The sequence below is a fragment of the Campylobacter sp. RM12642 genome, assembly GCF_020137635.1.
Classification (GTDB): Bacteria; Campylobacterota; Campylobacteria; order Campylobacterales; family Campylobacteraceae; genus Campylobacter_E.
Window position 1 is genome coordinate 87,178 of record NZ_JACGAT010000005.1, and the last position, 16,581, is coordinate 103,758.

Annotated in this window: 18 protein-coding genes; 5 read left to right on the forward strand and 13 right to left on the reverse strand. The window is 26.7% G+C overall.

The genetic code is table 11. The features are described from left to right. Genes crcB through AVBRAN12642_RS03425 form a run of 4 tightly spaced genes read right to left on the reverse strand, consistent with a single transcriptional unit; the run spans position 1 to position 3,476 of the window. A complete protein-coding gene (gene crcB / locus AVBRAN12642_RS03410; protein WP_214117327.1) occupies positions 1 to 366 on the reverse strand; it encodes a fluoride efflux transporter CrcB in 366 nt (121 codons plus the stop codon). Beyond that, positions 363 to 1,046, reverse strand: a complete 684-nt coding sequence (locus tag AVBRAN12642_RS03415) for a lysophospholipid acyltransferase family protein (RefSeq protein ID WP_239802974.1) — start codon at positions 1,044 to 1,046, stop codon at positions 363 to 365. The genes crcB and AVBRAN12642_RS03415 overlap by 4 nt, the downstream gene beginning before the upstream one ends. Next, positions 1,030 to 2,181, reverse strand: a complete 1,152-nt coding sequence (locus AVBRAN12642_RS03420; RefSeq protein ID WP_214117324.1) for a hypothetical protein — start codon at positions 2,179 to 2,181, stop codon at positions 1,030 to 1,032. The genes AVBRAN12642_RS03415 and AVBRAN12642_RS03420 overlap by 17 nt, the downstream gene beginning before the upstream one ends. Beyond that, positions 2,181 to 3,476, reverse strand: coding sequence for a S41 family peptidase (locus AVBRAN12642_RS03425; protein ID WP_442862234.1), 1,296 nt, complete (start codon positions 3,474 to 3,476; stop codon positions 2,181 to 2,183). Before AVBRAN12642_RS03425 ends, AVBRAN12642_RS03420 begins: the two co-directional genes overlap by 1 nt. Before the next feature lie 155 nt (positions 3,477 to 3,631). On the opposite strand from AVBRAN12642_RS03425, the gene AVBRAN12642_RS03430 reads away from it, so the two are divergent. Beyond that, positions 3,632 to 6,199 (forward strand): ATP-dependent Clp protease ATP-binding subunit, encoded by a 2,568-nt coding sequence (locus AVBRAN12642_RS03430; protein WP_336607086.1) that lies wholly within the window; start codon positions 3,632 to 3,634, stop codon positions 6,197 to 6,199. Between the two features lie 11 nt (positions 6,200 to 6,210). Here AVBRAN12642_RS03430 and AVBRAN12642_RS03435 read toward each other — a convergent pair whose 3' ends face one another. The 5 genes from AVBRAN12642_RS03435 to AVBRAN12642_RS03455 are packed head-to-tail and all read right to left on the reverse strand — an operon-like array spanning position 6,211 to position 9,175. Beyond that, the gene (locus AVBRAN12642_RS03435; RefSeq protein WP_336607085.1) at positions 6,211 to 7,284 is read right to left on the reverse strand and encodes an SLC13 family permease; all 1,074 of its coding nucleotides are present in this window, start codon (positions 7,282 to 7,284) and stop codon (positions 6,211 to 6,213) included. A gap of 33 nt (positions 7,285 to 7,317) precedes the next feature. After that, positions 7,318 to 7,737 carry a hypothetical protein gene (locus AVBRAN12642_RS03440; protein ID WP_214117318.1) on the reverse strand — a complete coding sequence of 140 codons (420 nt, stop codon included), beginning with the start codon at positions 7,735 to 7,737 and terminating at the stop codon, positions 7,318 to 7,320. A 46-nt stretch (positions 7,738 to 7,783) separates the two neighbouring features. Continuing rightward, positions 7,784 to 8,314, reverse strand: coding sequence for an SCO family protein (locus tag AVBRAN12642_RS03445; RefSeq protein ID WP_214117317.1), 531 nt, complete (start codon positions 8,312 to 8,314; stop codon positions 7,784 to 7,786). 1 nt (position 8,315) lies between these two features. Beyond that, positions 8,316 to 8,750, reverse strand: a complete 435-nt coding sequence (locus AVBRAN12642_RS03450; RefSeq protein ID WP_336607084.1) for a hypothetical protein — start codon at positions 8,748 to 8,750, stop codon at positions 8,316 to 8,318. After that, a complete protein-coding gene (locus AVBRAN12642_RS03455; RefSeq protein WP_214120431.1) occupies positions 8,750 to 9,175 on the reverse strand; it encodes a copper chaperone PCu(A)C in 426 nt (141 codons plus the stop codon). Before AVBRAN12642_RS03455 ends, AVBRAN12642_RS03450 begins: the two co-directional genes overlap by 1 nt. A gap of 144 nt (positions 9,176 to 9,319) precedes the next feature. Between AVBRAN12642_RS03455 and AVBRAN12642_RS03460 the strand changes: the two genes are divergently transcribed. Both AVBRAN12642_RS03460 and AVBRAN12642_RS03465 read left to right on the forward strand, forming a co-directional pair. Further along, positions 9,320 to 10,282: a L,D-transpeptidase family protein gene (locus AVBRAN12642_RS03460; RefSeq protein WP_336607083.1), complete on the forward strand. Its 963-nt coding sequence runs from the start codon at positions 9,320 to 9,322 to the stop codon at positions 10,280 to 10,282. After that, positions 10,282 to 11,271, forward strand: coding sequence for an alanine racemase (locus tag AVBRAN12642_RS03465; RefSeq protein WP_214117309.1), 990 nt, complete (start codon positions 10,282 to 10,284; stop codon positions 11,269 to 11,271). The genes AVBRAN12642_RS03460 and AVBRAN12642_RS03465 overlap by 1 nt, the downstream gene beginning before the upstream one ends. Here the strand turns inward: AVBRAN12642_RS03465 and AVBRAN12642_RS03470 are convergent. Both AVBRAN12642_RS03470 and AVBRAN12642_RS03475 read right to left on the reverse strand, forming a co-directional pair. Then, the gene (locus tag AVBRAN12642_RS03470; RefSeq protein ID WP_336607082.1) at positions 11,268 to 12,299 is read right to left on the reverse strand and encodes an AI-2E family transporter; all 1,032 of its coding nucleotides are present in this window, start codon (positions 12,297 to 12,299) and stop codon (positions 11,268 to 11,270) included. The two genes, AVBRAN12642_RS03465 and AVBRAN12642_RS03470, sit on opposite strands and share 4 nt — an antisense overlap. Further along, positions 12,296 to 12,715 carry an Hpt domain-containing protein gene (locus AVBRAN12642_RS03475; RefSeq protein ID WP_214117301.1) on the reverse strand — a complete coding sequence of 140 codons (420 nt, stop codon included), beginning with the start codon at positions 12,713 to 12,715 and terminating at the stop codon, positions 12,296 to 12,298. Before AVBRAN12642_RS03475 ends, AVBRAN12642_RS03470 begins: the two co-directional genes overlap by 4 nt. 68 nt (positions 12,716 to 12,783) lie before the next feature. Here AVBRAN12642_RS03475 and ruvB point away from each other — a divergent pair, with 68 nt between their 5' ends. Further along, a complete protein-coding gene (gene ruvB / locus AVBRAN12642_RS03480) occupies positions 12,784 to 13,794 on the forward strand; it encodes a Holliday junction branch migration DNA helicase RuvB (RefSeq protein ID WP_214117299.1) in 1,011 nt (336 codons plus the stop codon). Between the two features lie 22 nt (positions 13,795 to 13,816). On the opposite strand, the gene AVBRAN12642_RS03485 is transcribed toward ruvB, so the two are convergent. Further along, positions 13,817 to 14,809 (reverse strand): pyridoxal phosphate-dependent aminotransferase, encoded by a 993-nt coding sequence (locus tag AVBRAN12642_RS03485; protein WP_336607081.1) that lies wholly within the window; start codon positions 14,807 to 14,809, stop codon positions 13,817 to 13,819. Continuing rightward, a complete protein-coding gene (locus AVBRAN12642_RS03490; protein ID WP_336607947.1) occupies positions 14,802 to 15,944 on the reverse strand; it encodes an aminoacetone oxidase family FAD-binding enzyme in 1,143 nt (380 codons plus the stop codon). Before AVBRAN12642_RS03490 ends, AVBRAN12642_RS03485 begins: the two co-directional genes overlap by 8 nt. Positions 15,945 to 15,978: 34 nt before the next feature. Between AVBRAN12642_RS03490 and rdgB the strand changes: the two genes are divergently transcribed. Next, entirely contained in the window at positions 15,979 to 16,572 is a 594-nt protein-coding gene (gene rdgB, locus AVBRAN12642_RS03495) for an RdgB/HAM1 family non-canonical purine NTP pyrophosphatase (protein ID WP_214117295.1), read from the forward strand. Positions 16,573 to 16,581: the final 9 nt, after the last annotated feature.

A 16,581-nucleotide genomic window follows, 5' to 3' on the forward strand; every position in this document is an offset into this window, starting at 1 on the left:
CTATTTAAAAAAATTTAAAGCAATATAAGTTGCTATTAGTCCAAATACTACATTTAAAATAATATTTGCACTAAAGGCAACGAAGCCTAATGATTTTAATAATGTTATGCTCTCATAAGTAATTGATGAAAAAGTAGTAAAAGCACCCAAAAATCCTACTACTATTAATAATCTTATCTCGTTTAAACTCTCGTAATTTTTAGCTAGTGCATAAAATAATCCTATCAAAAAACAGCCTATTAAATTAACGATTAATGTCCCAGCTATAAAGAATTTAAAATCAAAATTACGATTTATAAAAGTGCTTAAAATATATCTTAAAACAGCACCAATGGCTCCACCTAAAGCAACCATAAAAATATTCACTCATTAGCCTTGAAATATTCATTAATTGCTTCTTGCATTAAGTCTTTTGCATTGTCTAATTCATTAGCTTTTAGTGGTTGTAAAGGTATTATTGTAAGTTTTTTACCTAAGTGAATTGTTATTCTTTTACTATCTAAAATCTCTTTTGAACCAATAATTACAACAGGTTGAACTAAAACATCTAACTTAGTAGCTAGCATTGAAGCGCCTTTTTTAAATCTTAATAACTCATAACCATCACTTCTAGTTCCTTCAGGAAACATAGATATGTTTCTATTATTATTTAATCTATCGTTTGCTTCATTTATAACTCTTACAAAATCTCTTGCGTTTTCTCTATCTATTGAAATCATTTTAGGTAATTTTATGATATTTCCAAAGAAAAATAATTCTTCAATCTGTTTTTTTGCAATCCAAGCTAAATCGTATGGATATACATCTTCAAGTGCGATAATATCTAGCATTGAGCGATGATTTAGGATAATCATTCTTGCATTAGGATTAAAATCGCCTTTTATTTCTATTTTATAACAGCACAATTTACGGATAAATTTTGCCCAAGTTTTTCTAATAACCCAATTTTTTTTAGGGAAAATAAACATTAAAACAATTACAAAAGCAATGCTGATTGCTATGATTATTGCTAGAAAAATACTTAAGATTTTATTCAATATCTTCATTTTTTACCCAACCACTTGTATTTTCATCAAGTGCTATTTTTACAAAATTGTCTTTTTTGGTTATGATTTTTACTTCTTTTATGTCAGTATTTTTATAAAAAATAGTTGAATTATTAGTTGGTAAAATTCTAACACTTGCACCTGATTTTAATTTAGCACTACTAAAATTCCCACCATCAATAAAGCTAAAAGCCACAAAAACTATAGCAAGTGCTATTAAAGAAAAAAACCTTTTAAAAATTACTACAATTATGAGACAAATTACAGCTAAGATTAAGCTTCCAATTTGTAAATAAAAATTAATTTCTTTTGTTATTGGATTTAAGTCTGTTTGAGTGCTTATTTCTTCAGATTCTACTATGATTTTATTAGAATATTCTATGAATTTATTTTCTAATGGGTCATAATATGAAAAAGAGAAATTTTTCATATTATTAGGAAAAATTAAAGCAATTGAGCATTTTGCATTTTCATAGTCTTTTCCGACATTTGTAATGCTTTGTGATTTTGCAGTTTTTAAAGAAAAATTATTAAAATTAGTGTTATTTGCTTTTGCGTCCATTCCACATATAACGCTAGTTTCATCATATTCAGTGCATTTTAAATTCGTAATTTTTAAATCACTTGCAACTAACTCTACATAATCTTTATTAAATTTTAATTCTTCAATTTTTAAATTATCTAGGCTGATTTTAGCATTTCCTACTTCTTGAGTATTTCTAAATAACTTAGCATCAATTGAGTTTAGTTTAGCATTTGCTGTATTTGCTTGAAAATAAACACGAGTAGTATAAATTCCATTTTCGCTATTAAATTTAATATCTTTATTTAATTGTTGCATATCAATGCTTTTTTCAAAATTAATTTGCGGAGTAAAATTTGTTTTGTAATTAGAATTAATTGTTATATCTATATAAAAAACTTCTTTAGTTTTTACAGAATTTTTTGAAAAATTAGCATTAATAGCAAGTTCTACTTTATCATTAAATTCTTCTTTAATATCGCTAGTAAAACTATTTGCATCTTCATTATTTTGATTAAGGTTTGTATAAACTTGAGCGTCCATTACACTTAATTCTTTTGATGGAGCTGCAAATAAAATACTAGCAAATATCAAAAAGATTATTTTTTTCATTAATTTCCTTTAATTACTAAGATTTTTAAAGCGTCAATTGCTGATTTTAATTGAGAATCTTCATTGATTTGCTCTTGAGTTAGCGTATTTTTATCGGTTTTGTTTTCTTTTTTACCATCAATTTTTTCTAATTCATTTTCTAGGTGTTTTTTAAGTTCACTTTCTTTTATACTAAAGCCACTATCTTCAGTATTTACCTTACCAGGATACACAATAATATCAGGAGTAACTCCTACTGCTTGAATTGTTCTTCCACTTGGTAGGTAGTATTTTGCAATTGTTAGTTTTATACCTTCTTTATCATTGATTTCTCTAATCATTTGAACACTTCCTTTACCAAAAGTCTTCTCACCAACAATAATCGCTCTTTTTCTATCTTGCATAGCTCCACTTACGATTTCGCTTGCACTTGCACTTCCACCATTTACAATTATACTAATAGGTATTTTTGTATTTATTGCAGCACCTTTAATTGCTAAAGTATCTATTTTAGCACTTTCATCTCTTCCTTTTTGAGATACTAAAATACCTTTATCAATAAATAAATTCAATAAATCTGTAGCTTGGTTTAATAAACCACCTGGATTGTTTCTTAAATCAATTACTATCCCTTTAATATCCTTATTAATAGCTAATGCGTCTTTTACTTTACTTACAACATTTCTATCAAAACTTGTAATTCTAATGTATAAAAAGTCTGTATTTTCTATTTTTTTAGTATAAACGCTTTCAACTTTTATAATATCTCTTGTTATCGTAAAATCTAGTGGCTTTTTCTCGCCTTTTCTATATATTGTAATATTAATCTTAGTATTTGGTTTGCCACGCATTTTAGAAACTGCGTCATCAAGATTCATTCCTATCGTGCTTTCATTTTCAATTTTTAAAATAACATCGCCTGATTTTATACCAATTTTATCAGCAGGTGTTCCTTCAATCGGTGCAATAACGGTTATTGCATTATCTTTAATTGATAAAGTCATTCCAAGACCGCCAAATTCTCCGTTTGTGCTTTCTTGTAAAGATTTGAAATTCTTTTCATTTAAAAATGCTGAATGTGCGTCAAGATTACTCAATAATCCTTCTAAAGATTTATCCACAAGTTGCTCTATACTGATTTCATCAACATAATTTGCTTCAATCATTCTAAAAGTCTTAATAAGCTTTGAGAATGCTTGTCTTTCAGCTTCTTCATCAGTTTTTGCAAACAACGAAATTCCAAGTGCAACACACAAAAATATCTTTTTATTAAAATTCACGATAGCTCCAATAAGATTTAAGATTAAAGCTGTGATTTTAACGCAATTTTTTAAATACAAGTAAGCAATTATATGTATTTTTAAATAAAAAACTTAGCACTTAAGATATTTAAGTGATAAATTTAATTTTATACTTGACAATAATAGACTAAAGTAATATAATGCGAACCATATCAATTAAAGGAGATAATATGAATATTCAAGATAAATTAACAAATCAATTTAATGAAACTTTAAGTCAAGCAGTGAGCTTATGTGTATTTAATAAAAATCCAAATATAGAACCATTTCATATTTTATGGGCTATTGCTAATGATTCAAGTTCTATTCTTAATCAAGTATTTAATAAATTATCAATAGATAAAACTGCAATTTCATTAATGCTAAAAAGCAAGGCTGATAATTTAGTAAAAAGCGATGGAGTAAATGCTAATAATGTAAAACCTAGTAATGCACTTTTAACTTCACTTGAAAAGGCTATTGGATTTGCTTTAAGCAAAGGTGATAGCTACTTAAGCACTGATATGTGGATAATTAGTGAGTGTGATAAGGGTGGAATTTGTGAGTTATTAAAAGATTATTTAGATTTACTTGTATTAAAAAGTGAATTAAATGCTTTAAGAGGTGATAGAAAAATTAGCGAAAAAGAGCAAGATGATATAAGTAATAAAGAATTAGAAAAATACACCACAAATCTAGTTGAATTAGCAAAATCAGGCAAACTTGACCCGATTACAGGAAGGGATAATGAATTAGAAAGGCTTATGCAAATCTTAATTAGAAAAAGCAAAAATAATCCTATTTTATTAGGTGAGCCAGGAGTTGGTAAAACAGCTATAGTAGAAGCTCTAGCTCAAGCAATTGCTAATAAACAAGTGCCAAGCTCTTTAGCTAATAAACAAATATTAAGTCTTGATTTAGCAGCACTTGTTGCAGGAGCAAAATACCGCGGAGAATTTGAAGAAAGACTTAAAAATATAATTGAAAGTGTAAAAGCAAATCCTAATATTATAATTTTTATTGATGAAATTCATACAATATTAGGTGCAGGTGCAAGCGAAGGAAGTATGGATGCTGCTAATATACTTAAACCTGCTTTAAGTAGGGGCGAGTTTAAAACCATTGGTGCAACCACTTTAAAAGAATATAAAAAATATTTTGAAAAAGATGCTGCAATGCAAAGAAGATTTCAAAGCATAATTGTGAATGAACCAAGCGTAAATGATGCAATAGCAATGCTTAGGGGTCTTAAAGAAAGATTAAGCGCTCATCATAATGTAAGTATTAATGATAAAGCTTTAGTAGCTGCTGTTAAGCTTAGTAATCGTTATATTCAAGGAAGATTTTTGCCTGATAAGGCAATAGATTTAATAGATGAAGCTGCGGCTGAACTTAAAATGCAAATTGAAAGTGAGCCAAGTGCTTTAAGAAATGTAAAAAATAATATCGTTAGATTAAGAGTTGAAAAAGAAGCTTTATTAATGGAAGGCGAAGAAAAAAATAAAGAAAGATTAAAAGAAATTGAAAATGAATTAAGTGAATTTAGCGAAGAAGAAAGAAAATTAAGAATGAAATTTGAAAACGAGCAAAGAGTATTTGCCGAAATTTCAAAGAAAATGAACGAGATTAATAATTTGCAAAATGAAGCAAATATTGCAAAAAATAAAGGAGATTATCAAAAAGCAGGAGAGATTGAATACGGAAAAATCCCACAAGTTAAAAATGAGCTTGAGAATGCTAAGGCAAATTGGCAAGAGTTAAAACAAAGCGGAACTTTACTTAAAAACGAAGTTGATGATGAGCAAGTCGCTTTAATTTTGGCAAAAATGACAGGAATAAAGGTTAGTAAATTACTAAGCAATGAGAGTGAAAAATACTTAAATCTTGAAAATAATTTACAAACTCGTGTGGTAGGACAAGATAAAGCTATAAAAGCTTTAGCTCGTGCAGTAAGGGCAAATAAAGCAGGGCTTAGTGATAGCAATCGTCCTATAGGAAGCTTTTTATTCTTAGGGCCTACAGGAGTTGGTAAAACTGAATTAGCAAAAGCAATTGCAAAAGAGCTTTTTGATGATGAAAAGGCTTTAATTCGTTTTGATATGAATGAATATGCTGAAAGCTATAGAGTAAGCAATTTAATAGGTTCTGCGGTTGGTTATGTAGGAAGTGATGAAGGCGGACAATTAACAGAAGCTGTTAAAAATAGACCTTATTCGGTGTTACTTTTTGATGAGATAGAAAAAGCTCATCCTGAGATTTTTAATATATTTTTAAATATGTTAGATGAAGGAGCTTTGAGTGATAATAAAGGCTTTAGGGTTGATTTTAAAAACACTTTAATAATATTTACAAGTAATATTGGAGCAGCTAAGTTTGTAGAGATTAAAGATGAAAAAGAAAGAAATGAATTAATAAATAAAGAATTATTAAAATACTTTAAACCAGAATTTGTAAATAGGCTTGATGAAATAGTAGGATTTAATGCTTTAGACAAAGATTTATGCTTACAAATTGTTGATATTTTGCTTAAAAATACTAGCAATAAATTAGCAGAACTTGGAATTAGCTTTAGTATTAGTGAGAATGCAAAATTAGAAATTTTAAATCTAGGATATAGTGATGAATATGGTGCTAGAGCCTTAAAAAGAACTATATATCAAGAAATTGATTCAAGACTTAGTGAGCTTATTTTACAAGGGAATTTGAAATCTTTTGTAGAAGTTGATTTTGATAAGGAATTTATATTTAATACGAAATAATTTTATCCCGATTAAATTCGGGATAATTCTTTAAAAACTACTAAAATTATTAAAAATACAATATTTATCCAAGTAAAATTGATTATGTATTTAAAAGCTTTATTTTTATAAGAATTAATATAGTATTTATAAGAAATTAAACTCGCCATAGAAGCTATTAAAGTCCCTAATGAGCCAATATTTACCCCTAGTAATAATTCTTTATAATCATTTGTAAAACTAGCTAAAAACACACAAGCAGGAACATTGCTAATAATCCAAGATAAAAATATACTTAGATAAAAAATATCAAATTCTTTAATACTTATAAAATAACTTATATTTTTTACAAATATAAAAAGATTTATAAAAATTATAATAAGAGAAAAATCAGCTTTAAAAATTGCGTTTTTATTGCTAATAAATAAGCTTATAAAAACTATAAAAAAGCCTAAAAATATATTTAAAATATCACTAACACATAAAATTGATATGAAAAATAATGCTAGGTTTTGGATAAATAATTTTTGATTTATTTGAGTTTTTATAAGATTTTTTAGTTTTATGTTTTTGTTTTTAATATTTATGGTAAAAATAAATAATAATATTAAAGATATAATGCAGTAAATATAAGTGCTTTTAAAAAAGCTTAAAAAATCTAAATGAAAATATGTGAATATAAATAAATTTTGTGGATTTCCAAATGGGGTTAGCATTGAGCCAAGATTTGCTGCTATTGTTTGTAATATTATGATTTGCATAGTAAATTTTTTCGCTTTTAATTCTTTTAATAAATAAATACTAAAAGGCACAAAACAAAGCAATGCTACATCATTAGTAACCAACATAGAGCTAAAAAAACATATTAGTATTAGTAAAATTGCTATGGTTTTTAATTTGGTAATTTTGTTTAATACATAAAAGGCAAGTAGCTTAAATGCTCCTATTAATTCTAAGGATTTATTAACAGCTATAAACATAGAAAGTAAGGCAAGTGTCTTAAAACTTATAAAATCATATAAAGAATTTAAATAAGTAAAATCAATACCTTTAAAAATAATTAAAACAACAAAACTAATTAATGAAAGAATAAATGTAAATAGCATAAGTTTAATTCATTCCGAAAAACGGAATGAATATTAATAATCGTCTTTTTCGCTTACTTGATATTCAAGCTCTTCAATTCTATCTTCTAAACCATAAATAATCTCTTTTAATTTTTCAAGTTCCATAAAGATTTTATCGCTTGAGTTTTTATCACGATTATTATTGAATTGTTTCATAATACCAAGTTCAGCTTTTAATTTTTCAATTTCATTTTGTAATTCTTCAACTTTACTTACTTCGTTAGACAATGTAGTTTCCTTTGATTTAGATTTAACAGCTTTATCTTCAACTACTTCTTTTTCTACTTTTTCAGCTTTTGTTGCAGTTGGTTTTTTTGCTACTTCTTTAGAAGTTTCTTTTTTACTTACTTCTTTTTTAGCCGTTTCTTTTTTAGCAGTAGTTTTTTTAGCTGTTTGCTTTGTTTCTTTTTCGCTAGTTTTTTTAGTAGCCATTATTTCTCCTTTATATATTTAAAAACCGAATTGTAAAAGTAAATAGTTAATTATTACCTAAAAATTCGCTAATTTTTTTCTTAACATTCGCATTTGTTAAATTGCTTATTTCTCCTTTGAAATTACCATCTTTATCAATTATATAAAAACTTGAGCTATGAGCTACGGTGTATTCAGCAGCACTATCTTGATAAATATACTCATATTTTACCCCATAGTTTTTTGAAATTCTTTTAAGCTCATCTTCGCTAGGCACAAGTCCTAGTGAGTTTTTATAAAAATATTGCACATATTCATTTATATCATTTGCCGTATCTCTTTTAGGGTCAAGACTAATAAATAATATTTTTATATCATTTCTATTTAATTCATTTAAAGCTTTAGTGGCAATAGCTAAAGAAGTAGGGCATATATCAGCACACAATGTGTAGCCAAAGTAAATTAATAAATTATCTCCTTTAAAATCTTTAAGGGTATAAGTTTTATCACCTGCTCCTTTTAAATTAAAATCATATTTATTATTAAAACAAGCAGTTAAGATTAATCCTAAAAAAATAAAAATAATTAGCTTTTTCATACTATCTCCTAACATCAAAATCTATAGATAAATCAAGGCTTTTATTGTCATTAAATAATTCTAATCTATATCTCATAGTATTTTCAGTACAAGCACTAAAAACAATATCTGCAATATAAGCATTATTAATCTTTTCAAATTCTCCTACAATATCTCCCATATACATATTAAGCCCATAAAGTCTTGCATTTAATTTGGGAAAATCTTCTAAATTTTTAATAATTACTTTTGTTTCTTCTAAGGTTTTTAGCGGTTTTGGACTTAAATCAAATATGATTTTTTTACCATTATAATCTACTTCACACTCACTTACATTTAAATCGCAACTAAGTGGAGTTAATGTAGTGATTAACTCCCTTTTTTTAGAATTTGGATAAAAATAAAACAAACTTGCAAAAATAGCAATTATTACTAATAAAAATATTAATTTTTTCATTAATGAGCGTGAATTATTGATTTTGCTGGAATGTCTTTTAATTCAACTTTTTCGCCATTACTAAAGCTTAGTTCTAAATTAAGTTTAGTATCTTCTTTAATGCTATCTTTAATATCCATTAGCATAATATGATAGCTTTTTGGTTTTAGTTCTAAAGTATCATTTGCCTTGATTGTTGCGTCTTGTATTCTAATCATTTTCATCATACCATCTTCGTGAATATGAGTGTGGATTTCTGTATTTTTTGCAAAATCACATTTAGCATCAACTAACTTTATATCTTCATTTGAGTTGTTTTTAATACTCATAAAAATAGCTGAATTTTTTGCATTTGGTGGGGTAATTTTAACATAAGGCTCACTTATTTCTATATTGTTTGCAAATAAACTTGCACCTAAACTTAACGCTAATAATATCTTTTTCATTGAATTCTCCTTTTTAATAAAAACGATAAGGATTATAAATAAATTTTTCTTAATGAAAGCAATAATCAAAAAAACATTTTTGGTATTAACTTAGCTTTAAAATTACTTTTTATAATTAGTCCTTAACTTTTATAGGAGCTAATAGTGAAAAAAATCATAATTTTATTATTATCAATTTATTTATATTCAGACAATTTATTACAAATTTATTTAAAAGATGGCATAGGTGCAGTTGAAAATAAGCTTGAAGCTGGACTTAGTGATGTTAAGTTTTGGCAAACTCAATTGCAAGGACTTGATTTAAAATATGGATACTATAGCGATGATGCTATGGTGGTAGTAGTTGATAAAGATAAACAAAAATTAGTTTTATTTGAAGAAAAAAACAACAAATTAACACCTAAATTCGAGCAAAGTGTAATAACAGGTCTTATGGGTAATAAAGAAAGAGAAGGGGACTTAAAAACCCCTATTGGAGCTTATCAGGTTTTAAACAAAATGGTTCCACCTGATAATTATTATGGACCTTATGCTTTTGTTTTAAACTATCCTAATTTATATGATAAAGTTCGTAAAAAAACAGGCTCTGGAATTTGGATTCATGGTTTTCCACTTGAAGGCGATGTAAGATATGATGCTTATAAGACTAAGGGTTGTGTTGTAATGACTAATGATGTTTTGCTAGATTTTAATGGCATTGTAAATAATAAAAAAATATATGTATTAATTAATGAAAAAGGCGTTGTTAGCACAAATGCTGATGAAATTGCTTTAATATTGGCTAATTTATTTGACTGGAAAAATGCTTGGACTAACAATGATTATAAAACATATCTTAGTTATTATAGTGATGAGTTTATTAAATATGATGGCACGAAAATATCTGCTTTTAAGGAGCAAAAAAAGGCAATTTTTAGTAGAAAGCAGGATAAAACAATACAATTTAAAGATATAAATATAATTCCTTATCCTAATTTAGAGCAAAGAAAAATATTTAAGATTACTTTTTATGAAAATTATGCTACTTCAAGTTATACTTTTAATGGCGAAAAAGTTTTATATGTTGAATTAGTAAATGGAAAAATATCAATCTTAACGGAGCAATAATGGCATTTATCACAATTAATAAAGCAAATTATTTTCATAATTTAAATGAGTGCTTAAAAAAAGTTAGTAGCATTGATAAATTAATCATTATTTTAAAGGACAATGCTTACGGGCACGATATTAATATAATTAGTGATTTGGCTTTAGAATTTGGTATTAAAAATGTCGCAGTAAAAAACATAAATGAAGCTAGTATTATTCAAAATAAATTTAAAAATATATTAATACTATCTCAAATTCCAAAGCATTATAAAGCTTGCGATAATTATATTTTAGCGATTAATGATTTGAGTTATTTTGATTATTTAAATAATGAAGATAAAGTCGCTTTAAAACTTGATACTAATATGCATAGAAGTGGAATATGTGAAAACAATTTAGAATTAGCTCTAAAAATTATTAAAGAAAAAAAGCTGAAATTAGTATCAGCTTTCACTCATTATTCAAGTCCAAATAATATTAAAAATCAAAAACCACTTTATATAAAAATGTGCGAGTTTATAAAGAATAATTATTCTGATGAAGTGTTTTTTCACTCTGCAAATTCTAGCACTTTATTTTTAGATGAAAATGAATACGATAAGGCTGCTAGAGTAGGTTTAGCACAATTTGGATATTGCGATGTAAAGGCTAATTTAAAGCCGGTTTTAAGTCTTTGGGCTGAAAAAATTAGCTCAAGAATTATTAGTGCTGGAGATAGTATTGGATATGATGAGATTTTTGTATCTAATAAGGATTTAAAAGTTGCTAATTATGATTTAGGATATGGAGATGGGCTTTTATATTATAAAGGTTTAAAAGAATTTAAATTAGCAAATAATGAACAAGTTTTAGGCAAAATCTCAATGGATAGCTTTAGTATTGAAGATACTAATAAAGAAAATATCTGCGTATTTAACGATGCTTTAAAATACGCAAATTATTTTAATACTAATGTTTATGAAGCTTTAGTTAGATTAAATCCAAGTATTAAAAAAATAATAATTTAATGCTTTTCTATAATTAATACATAAAGTTTTACAACTGATAAAAATAAAGCCAAAATAGCAGGCCCTAATATAACTCCCCAAAAGCCAAATGTAGAAATACCAGCAATCATTGCAAAAAATATCAAAAGCTCATTGACATTTGCTGGAGTTTTTAACAATTTTTCATTAATCCATCTAATTATTAATGGCTTTACAAAAGTATCTGCAATAATAGAAATCATAATAATTGAATAAAGTGCAATTATTATAGCATTTGCTGTATTGCCGTGAGAGTATTCATACAAACTAACAGGAACCCAAAGTAAAGCACCGCCTATTAATGGAATTAGCGAAGATATTGCATATAAAATACCCATTAAAAGTCCGTTATATCCAAAATACATTAAAAATACTGCAAATAATAAACCTTCAAAAACAGCAGTAATAATTACAGAATAAAACACAACGCTCATTACATTAGATACTTCGCCTAATACATTTTCAAATTCACTTTTTTTAAGCGGCATAAGTTTTCTAAAAAATCCTACAAGTTCTACTCCGTAATAATTTGCGAAGAAATAAAATATTATTATTAATATAAGTTCAGTAAAGAATTTAACACCTGATTTTGTAAAATTTGAAGCATAATTTAATATATTTTTACCTACATTATTTAAATCTATTTCATTTAAAGCTTCTTTTACTTTTGGCTCTATGTAGTCTAAATTGCTTGGTAAATTAAATTCTGCTGATTTTAATTTTGTAATTGTTGTTTGAATTTGAACTATATCTAAGTCTTTAATTGAACTTGCTAAAGAAAAGCTAGTGTATGCAAGTGGAGCAAAAAATAATAAAGACATCATAGTTGTTAAAACTATTGGAGCTACATATTTTCTTTTTGTTTTTATGAATATTTTATGATGAAGATTTGCAGTAGCAACTGCCATTAAAACAGCGATTGCAATAGTTAATAAAAAAGGTTTAAATAAATAAAGCAAACAACATAAAACCAATAAAACAATAGCTGTTATAAAATATTTAGCATTCATTTATTTAGCCTTTGTGGTAGGTGAATAATTTTTGGATTTAAAGCTGATAGATAAGGATTATTATCGTTAAAATCTCTTTTGTATATCATAAATTGGTCAGTTACAAAAAGTAGCCAATCTACTAATTCATCGCTAGCAGGACCTCTCATATCTCTAGCTTCATCTAAGACATCTTCAACAATTTTACAAATATTTACGAATTGATTAATTTTTAAAAAACCACTAGCGCTTTTCATATTATGAAACATTCTAAAAAGCTCATTTACTTTATTTTTATATTTATCTTCATCTTCAAGTGCGATAATAACAGGCTCTAAAGAATCGCAAAAAATATTAAAATGGGTCATAAAATCATCAACGATATCAAAATCAAATTCTAATTCTAATTGCCCTAAAAGTCCTAAATTTTTATTCATGTAATCACTCGTTTTTATATTTTGCTAAGATTATACAAATTATTTACAAACATTATTTAAGGTAAAAAATGGAAAGAATAGTTGAAATTGAACAATTTAAAGATGATAGCAAATATGAAATTAGCCTAAGACCAAGCACTTTTGATGAATATGTAGGTCAAAACAAAACTAAAGAGAATTTAAAAGTATTTATAAAATCAGCAAAGTTAAGAAATGCCCCACTAGATCATACTTTATTTTTTGGCCCTGCAGGTCTTGGAAAAACCACTTTAGCAAATATAATTGCAAATGAAATGGGAGTAAATATTAAAACAACAGCAGCGCCTATGATAGAAAAAAGCGGAGATTTAGCTGCAATTCTTACAAATCTTGAAGATGGAGATATATTATTTATTGATGAAATTCATCGCTTAAGCCCTGCTATTGAAGAAGTTTTATATCCAGCGATGGAGGACTTTCGTCTTGATATTATAATAGGAAGTGGCCCTGCAGCTCAAACCGTTAAAATTGATTTAGCTAAGTTTTGCTTAATTGCTGCTACTACTAAAAGCGGTGGAATTTCAACTCCGCTTAGGGATAGATTTGGGATTAATTGTAGGCTAGAGTTTTATACCCCTGATGAACTTGCTTTAATTATTAGCAAAGCTGCTTTAAAGCTTGATATTACCTGTGATAACGACGCTAGTAAAGAAATAGCTAAAAGATGCAGAAGCACCCCAAGAATTGCCCTTAGACTTCTTAAAAGAGTTAGGGATTTTGCCATAGTAAATAATGAAACAAAAATCACTTTAAAAAGAGCTAAATTAGCGCTTGAGAGTTTAGGTGTAAATGAATTAGGTCTTGATGAGTGCGATTTAAATTATCTTGAGTTTTTATGCAAGGCTAAAAAAGCAGTGGGCTTAAATACTATTGCAGCAGCTTTAAGCGAAGATGAAAGAACTATTGAAGATGTAATCGAGCCTTATTTAATAGCAAATAATTACATAGAAAAAAGTGCAAAAGGAAGAGTAGCAACCACTAAAGCTTATTCGCTTTTAAAATTAAGTGGTTATACACCTTCTTTATTTGATATAAATTAAGAATTAAATTCTTAATTTATTTTTACACCAAATCTTTTTCTTTTGCTAATTTTAAGGCTTTAAAAAATACATTTAATTCTTCAATATTTCCTACGCTAATTCTGTTAAATAAAGGATAATTATGTATTTTTCTACCTACTTTAACGCCGTTTTCTAGCATAAAATTATGATAATTTTCACTTTTTATTTTATGTAAAATAAAATTAGCATTAGATTTAAAATAAAAAATATCCAATTCATTTAAAACCTGTTCTAATTTAGCCTTATTTTCTAAAGTCATAGCTCTTGTTTTACTTACAAATTCTTCATCTTTTAAAGCATTTATAGCACAAAATAAAGCATAAGCATTGATATTGTCTATTAAAATAAACTCATCAATAAAAGAAAGCAATTCATTTTCAGCAATAGCATATCCTATTCTAAGTCCCGCTAGAGCATAGATTTTAGAAAAGGTTCTAGTAATTATTATATTTTTTTGACATTTTTTAATACTTATAAAATTAGTATTGTATTCGGCATAAGCTTCATCTAAAATCATATAAGTATTATCCTTACAAATTGAGCATAAATACCCTAAATCATTTTGGCTAAGCTCTTTTGCACTTGGGTTGTTTGGGTTGGTAATATAAATTAAATTATATGAGTTTTTTAATGGCTTTATATCATTTACATTTAGGATAAAATCATCTTTTAAATAAATATAAGTGATTTTTACTTTTAAAGCTTTTGCAATGCTTAAAACCAAATCAAATGTTGGCATAGGAACTATTAAATTAAGCTCTTTATTTTCGCTTTTTGCTCTTGCATTTAAAGCACAAATTGTTCTATAAATAATATCGCTTGAGCCACAACCTAAGCTTATGTTATTTGATTTTACATTATGCTTTTTGGCTAGTTCTTCTTTTAGCAAATACTCGCTATCGCAAGGGTATTTACACATTAAATCATAATCATTCATAATGCTTTTAAAATCGTGTTTTATTAAGGTATTTTCATTATTTGATAAATCAATCATCTTTTAACTCCTTGTTTAAATAATTTGCCAATTTTTTTGCACTAGCAAATGCAAAATGTATATTAAATCCGCCTAAAATCCCTGCTACATTTAAACATTCACCTATGAAAAATAAACCTTTATTTTCTAAGCTTTCATAATGCTCATTTAGGCTTTTTAGGCTAATTCCACCTTTACAAACTTCTGCTTTATTAAATCCTAGATTTCCTGCTGGTGCGAACTCATAATTATATAATTTATTTATAATCTCTTTTTCTTCTAAATTATATTTATTCATTGCTTTATCGCTTAAATTATTTGCATTTAAGTATTCTTTAATAAAAGCTTTAGGTAAAGATAAATGCGTGCTAGCTTGCTTTAAACTACTAAAATCTATTTTAAAATCATTTAGAAAATTAATTTTGATTTTGCCTTTAGTCCAAAACAATGAAGCACTCAAAACCACAGGGCCGCTAATACTTTTATGGGTAAATAACATAGAACCTTTAAAAATATCATTAATGCAAACTTCAATGCTAATTCCACTAAGATTTTTCATAAAAAACTCATCTTTTTGTAAAGTAAGTGGCACTAAAGCAGGTAAAAACTCGCTAAATCCTATTTGAAATTCTTTTGCAATTTTTAATGCAATATCGCTTACTCCTAAAGTAGCAAAAGAAATTCCACCAGTAGCAATTACTACATTTTTAGCTAAAAACTCGCCTTTATTTGTGATGATTTTATAAGAATTATTTGCCTTTTCTAAGCCTAAAACTTTAGTATTTAGCATAATTTTTGATTTATTTTGACTTAATAATTTATCAAGGATTAACGAAGAATTAGGAGCAAAAAACTGCTTATTTCTAATTTTATTAAACTTAATTCCTTTAAAAAAATTAAGATTATCTTGATAGCTAAACTCATCTAAACTTTGCTTTAATTTATCATAATCATCGCATAAATACGATTTAATATTGATATTTTCATTTGTTACATTGCATTTGCCACCACCACTTATTAAAAGTTTTTTAGCAACGGCGTTATTTTGCTCTAAAATTAAAGCATTTTTTTTCAAATTAGCAGCCAAAAATAATCCCGCTGCTCCAGCTCCAATAATTATTAAATCTTTAATGGTTTGTCCTTTTGGTATTTTTATTACTTATAATACTAAAAATTATAAAGGATAGATAATGAAAATAATAATTGCGAGTTCAAATAGTGGTAAATTAAAAGAATTTAAAGAATTATTAACAAATTGCGAGCTTTATTTAGCAAGTGATTTTGTTAGTGATTTTAATCCTATTGAAAATGGAAATAGCTTTAAACAAAATGCAAAAATTAAAGCAAAAGCATTGTGGGATAAATTAAGCGAAGAAGATAAGAAAAATTATGCAGTATTAGCTGATGATAGTGGTCTTTGCGTTGAGGCTTTAGATAATGCTCCAGGCATTTTTTCTGCTAGATACGCAAATGATTTTAGTGATGAAAAAGATGCTAAAAATAGAGAAAAATTACGCCTTGAATTAACAAAAGTTGGAGTTGATTTTAGTAAAGCTAGTTTTGTTTGTGTTCTATGCTTAATTACTAATTCAAAGATAGAATTTGCAAAAGGCGTTTGCGATGGAACGATTAGTAAAATAGAAAGCGGTAATAATGGTTTTGGCTATGATAGTATGTTTATTCCTTTAGGATTAAGTAAGACTTTTGCAGAGCTTAGTCAAGATGAAAAAAATAAAATTAGCCACAGATTTAAGGCTTTAGAAGAATTAAAAAAGATTTTTTAATAAATTATA

Coding starts and splice junctions, on each gene's coding strand:
- AVBRAN12642_RS03415 (WP_239802974.1), bottom strand. CDS start 1,046: ATGAAGATATTGAATAAAATCTTAAGTATTTTTCTAGCAATAATCATA.
- AVBRAN12642_RS03420 (WP_214117324.1), bottom strand. CDS start 2,181: ATGAAAAAAATAATCTTTTTGATATTTGCTAGTATTTTATTTGCAGCT.
- AVBRAN12642_RS03430 (WP_336607086.1), top strand. CDS start 3,632: ATGAATATTCAAGATAAATTAACAAATCAATTTAATGAAACTTTAAGT.
- AVBRAN12642_RS03435 (WP_336607085.1), bottom strand. CDS start 7,284: ATGCTATTTACATTTATTCTTTCATTAATTAGTTTTGTTGTTTTAATT.
- AVBRAN12642_RS03440 (WP_214117318.1), bottom strand. CDS start 7,737: ATGGCTACTAAAAAAACTAGCGAAAAAGAAACAAAGCAAACAGCTAAA.
- AVBRAN12642_RS03445 (WP_214117317.1), bottom strand. CDS start 8,314: ATGAAAAAGCTAATTATTTTTATTTTTTTAGGATTAATCTTAACTGCT.
- AVBRAN12642_RS03450 (WP_336607084.1), bottom strand. CDS start 8,750: ATGAAAAAATTAATATTTTTATTAGTAATAATTGCTATTTTTGCAAGT.
- AVBRAN12642_RS03455 (WP_214120431.1), bottom strand. CDS start 9,175: ATGAAAAAGATATTATTAGCGTTAAGTTTAGGTGCAAGTTTATTTGCA.
- AVBRAN12642_RS03465 (WP_214117309.1), top strand. CDS start 10,282: ATGGCATTTATCACAATTAATAAAGCAAATTATTTTCATAATTTAAAT.
- AVBRAN12642_RS03470 (WP_336607082.1), bottom strand. CDS start 12,299: ATGAATGCTAAATATTTTATAACAGCTATTGTTTTATTGGTTTTATGT.
- AVBRAN12642_RS03475 (WP_214117301.1), bottom strand. CDS start 12,715: ATGAATAAAAATTTAGGACTTTTAGGGCAATTAGAATTAGAATTTGAT.
- ruvB (WP_214117299.1), top strand. CDS start 12,784: ATGGAAAGAATAGTTGAAATTGAACAATTTAAAGATGATAGCAAATAT.
- AVBRAN12642_RS03485 (WP_336607081.1), bottom strand. CDS start 14,809: ATGATTGATTTATCAAATAATGAAAATACCTTAATAAAACACGATTTT.
- rdgB (WP_214117295.1), top strand. CDS start 15,979: ATGAAAATAATAATTGCGAGTTCAAATAGTGGTAAATTAAAAGAATTT.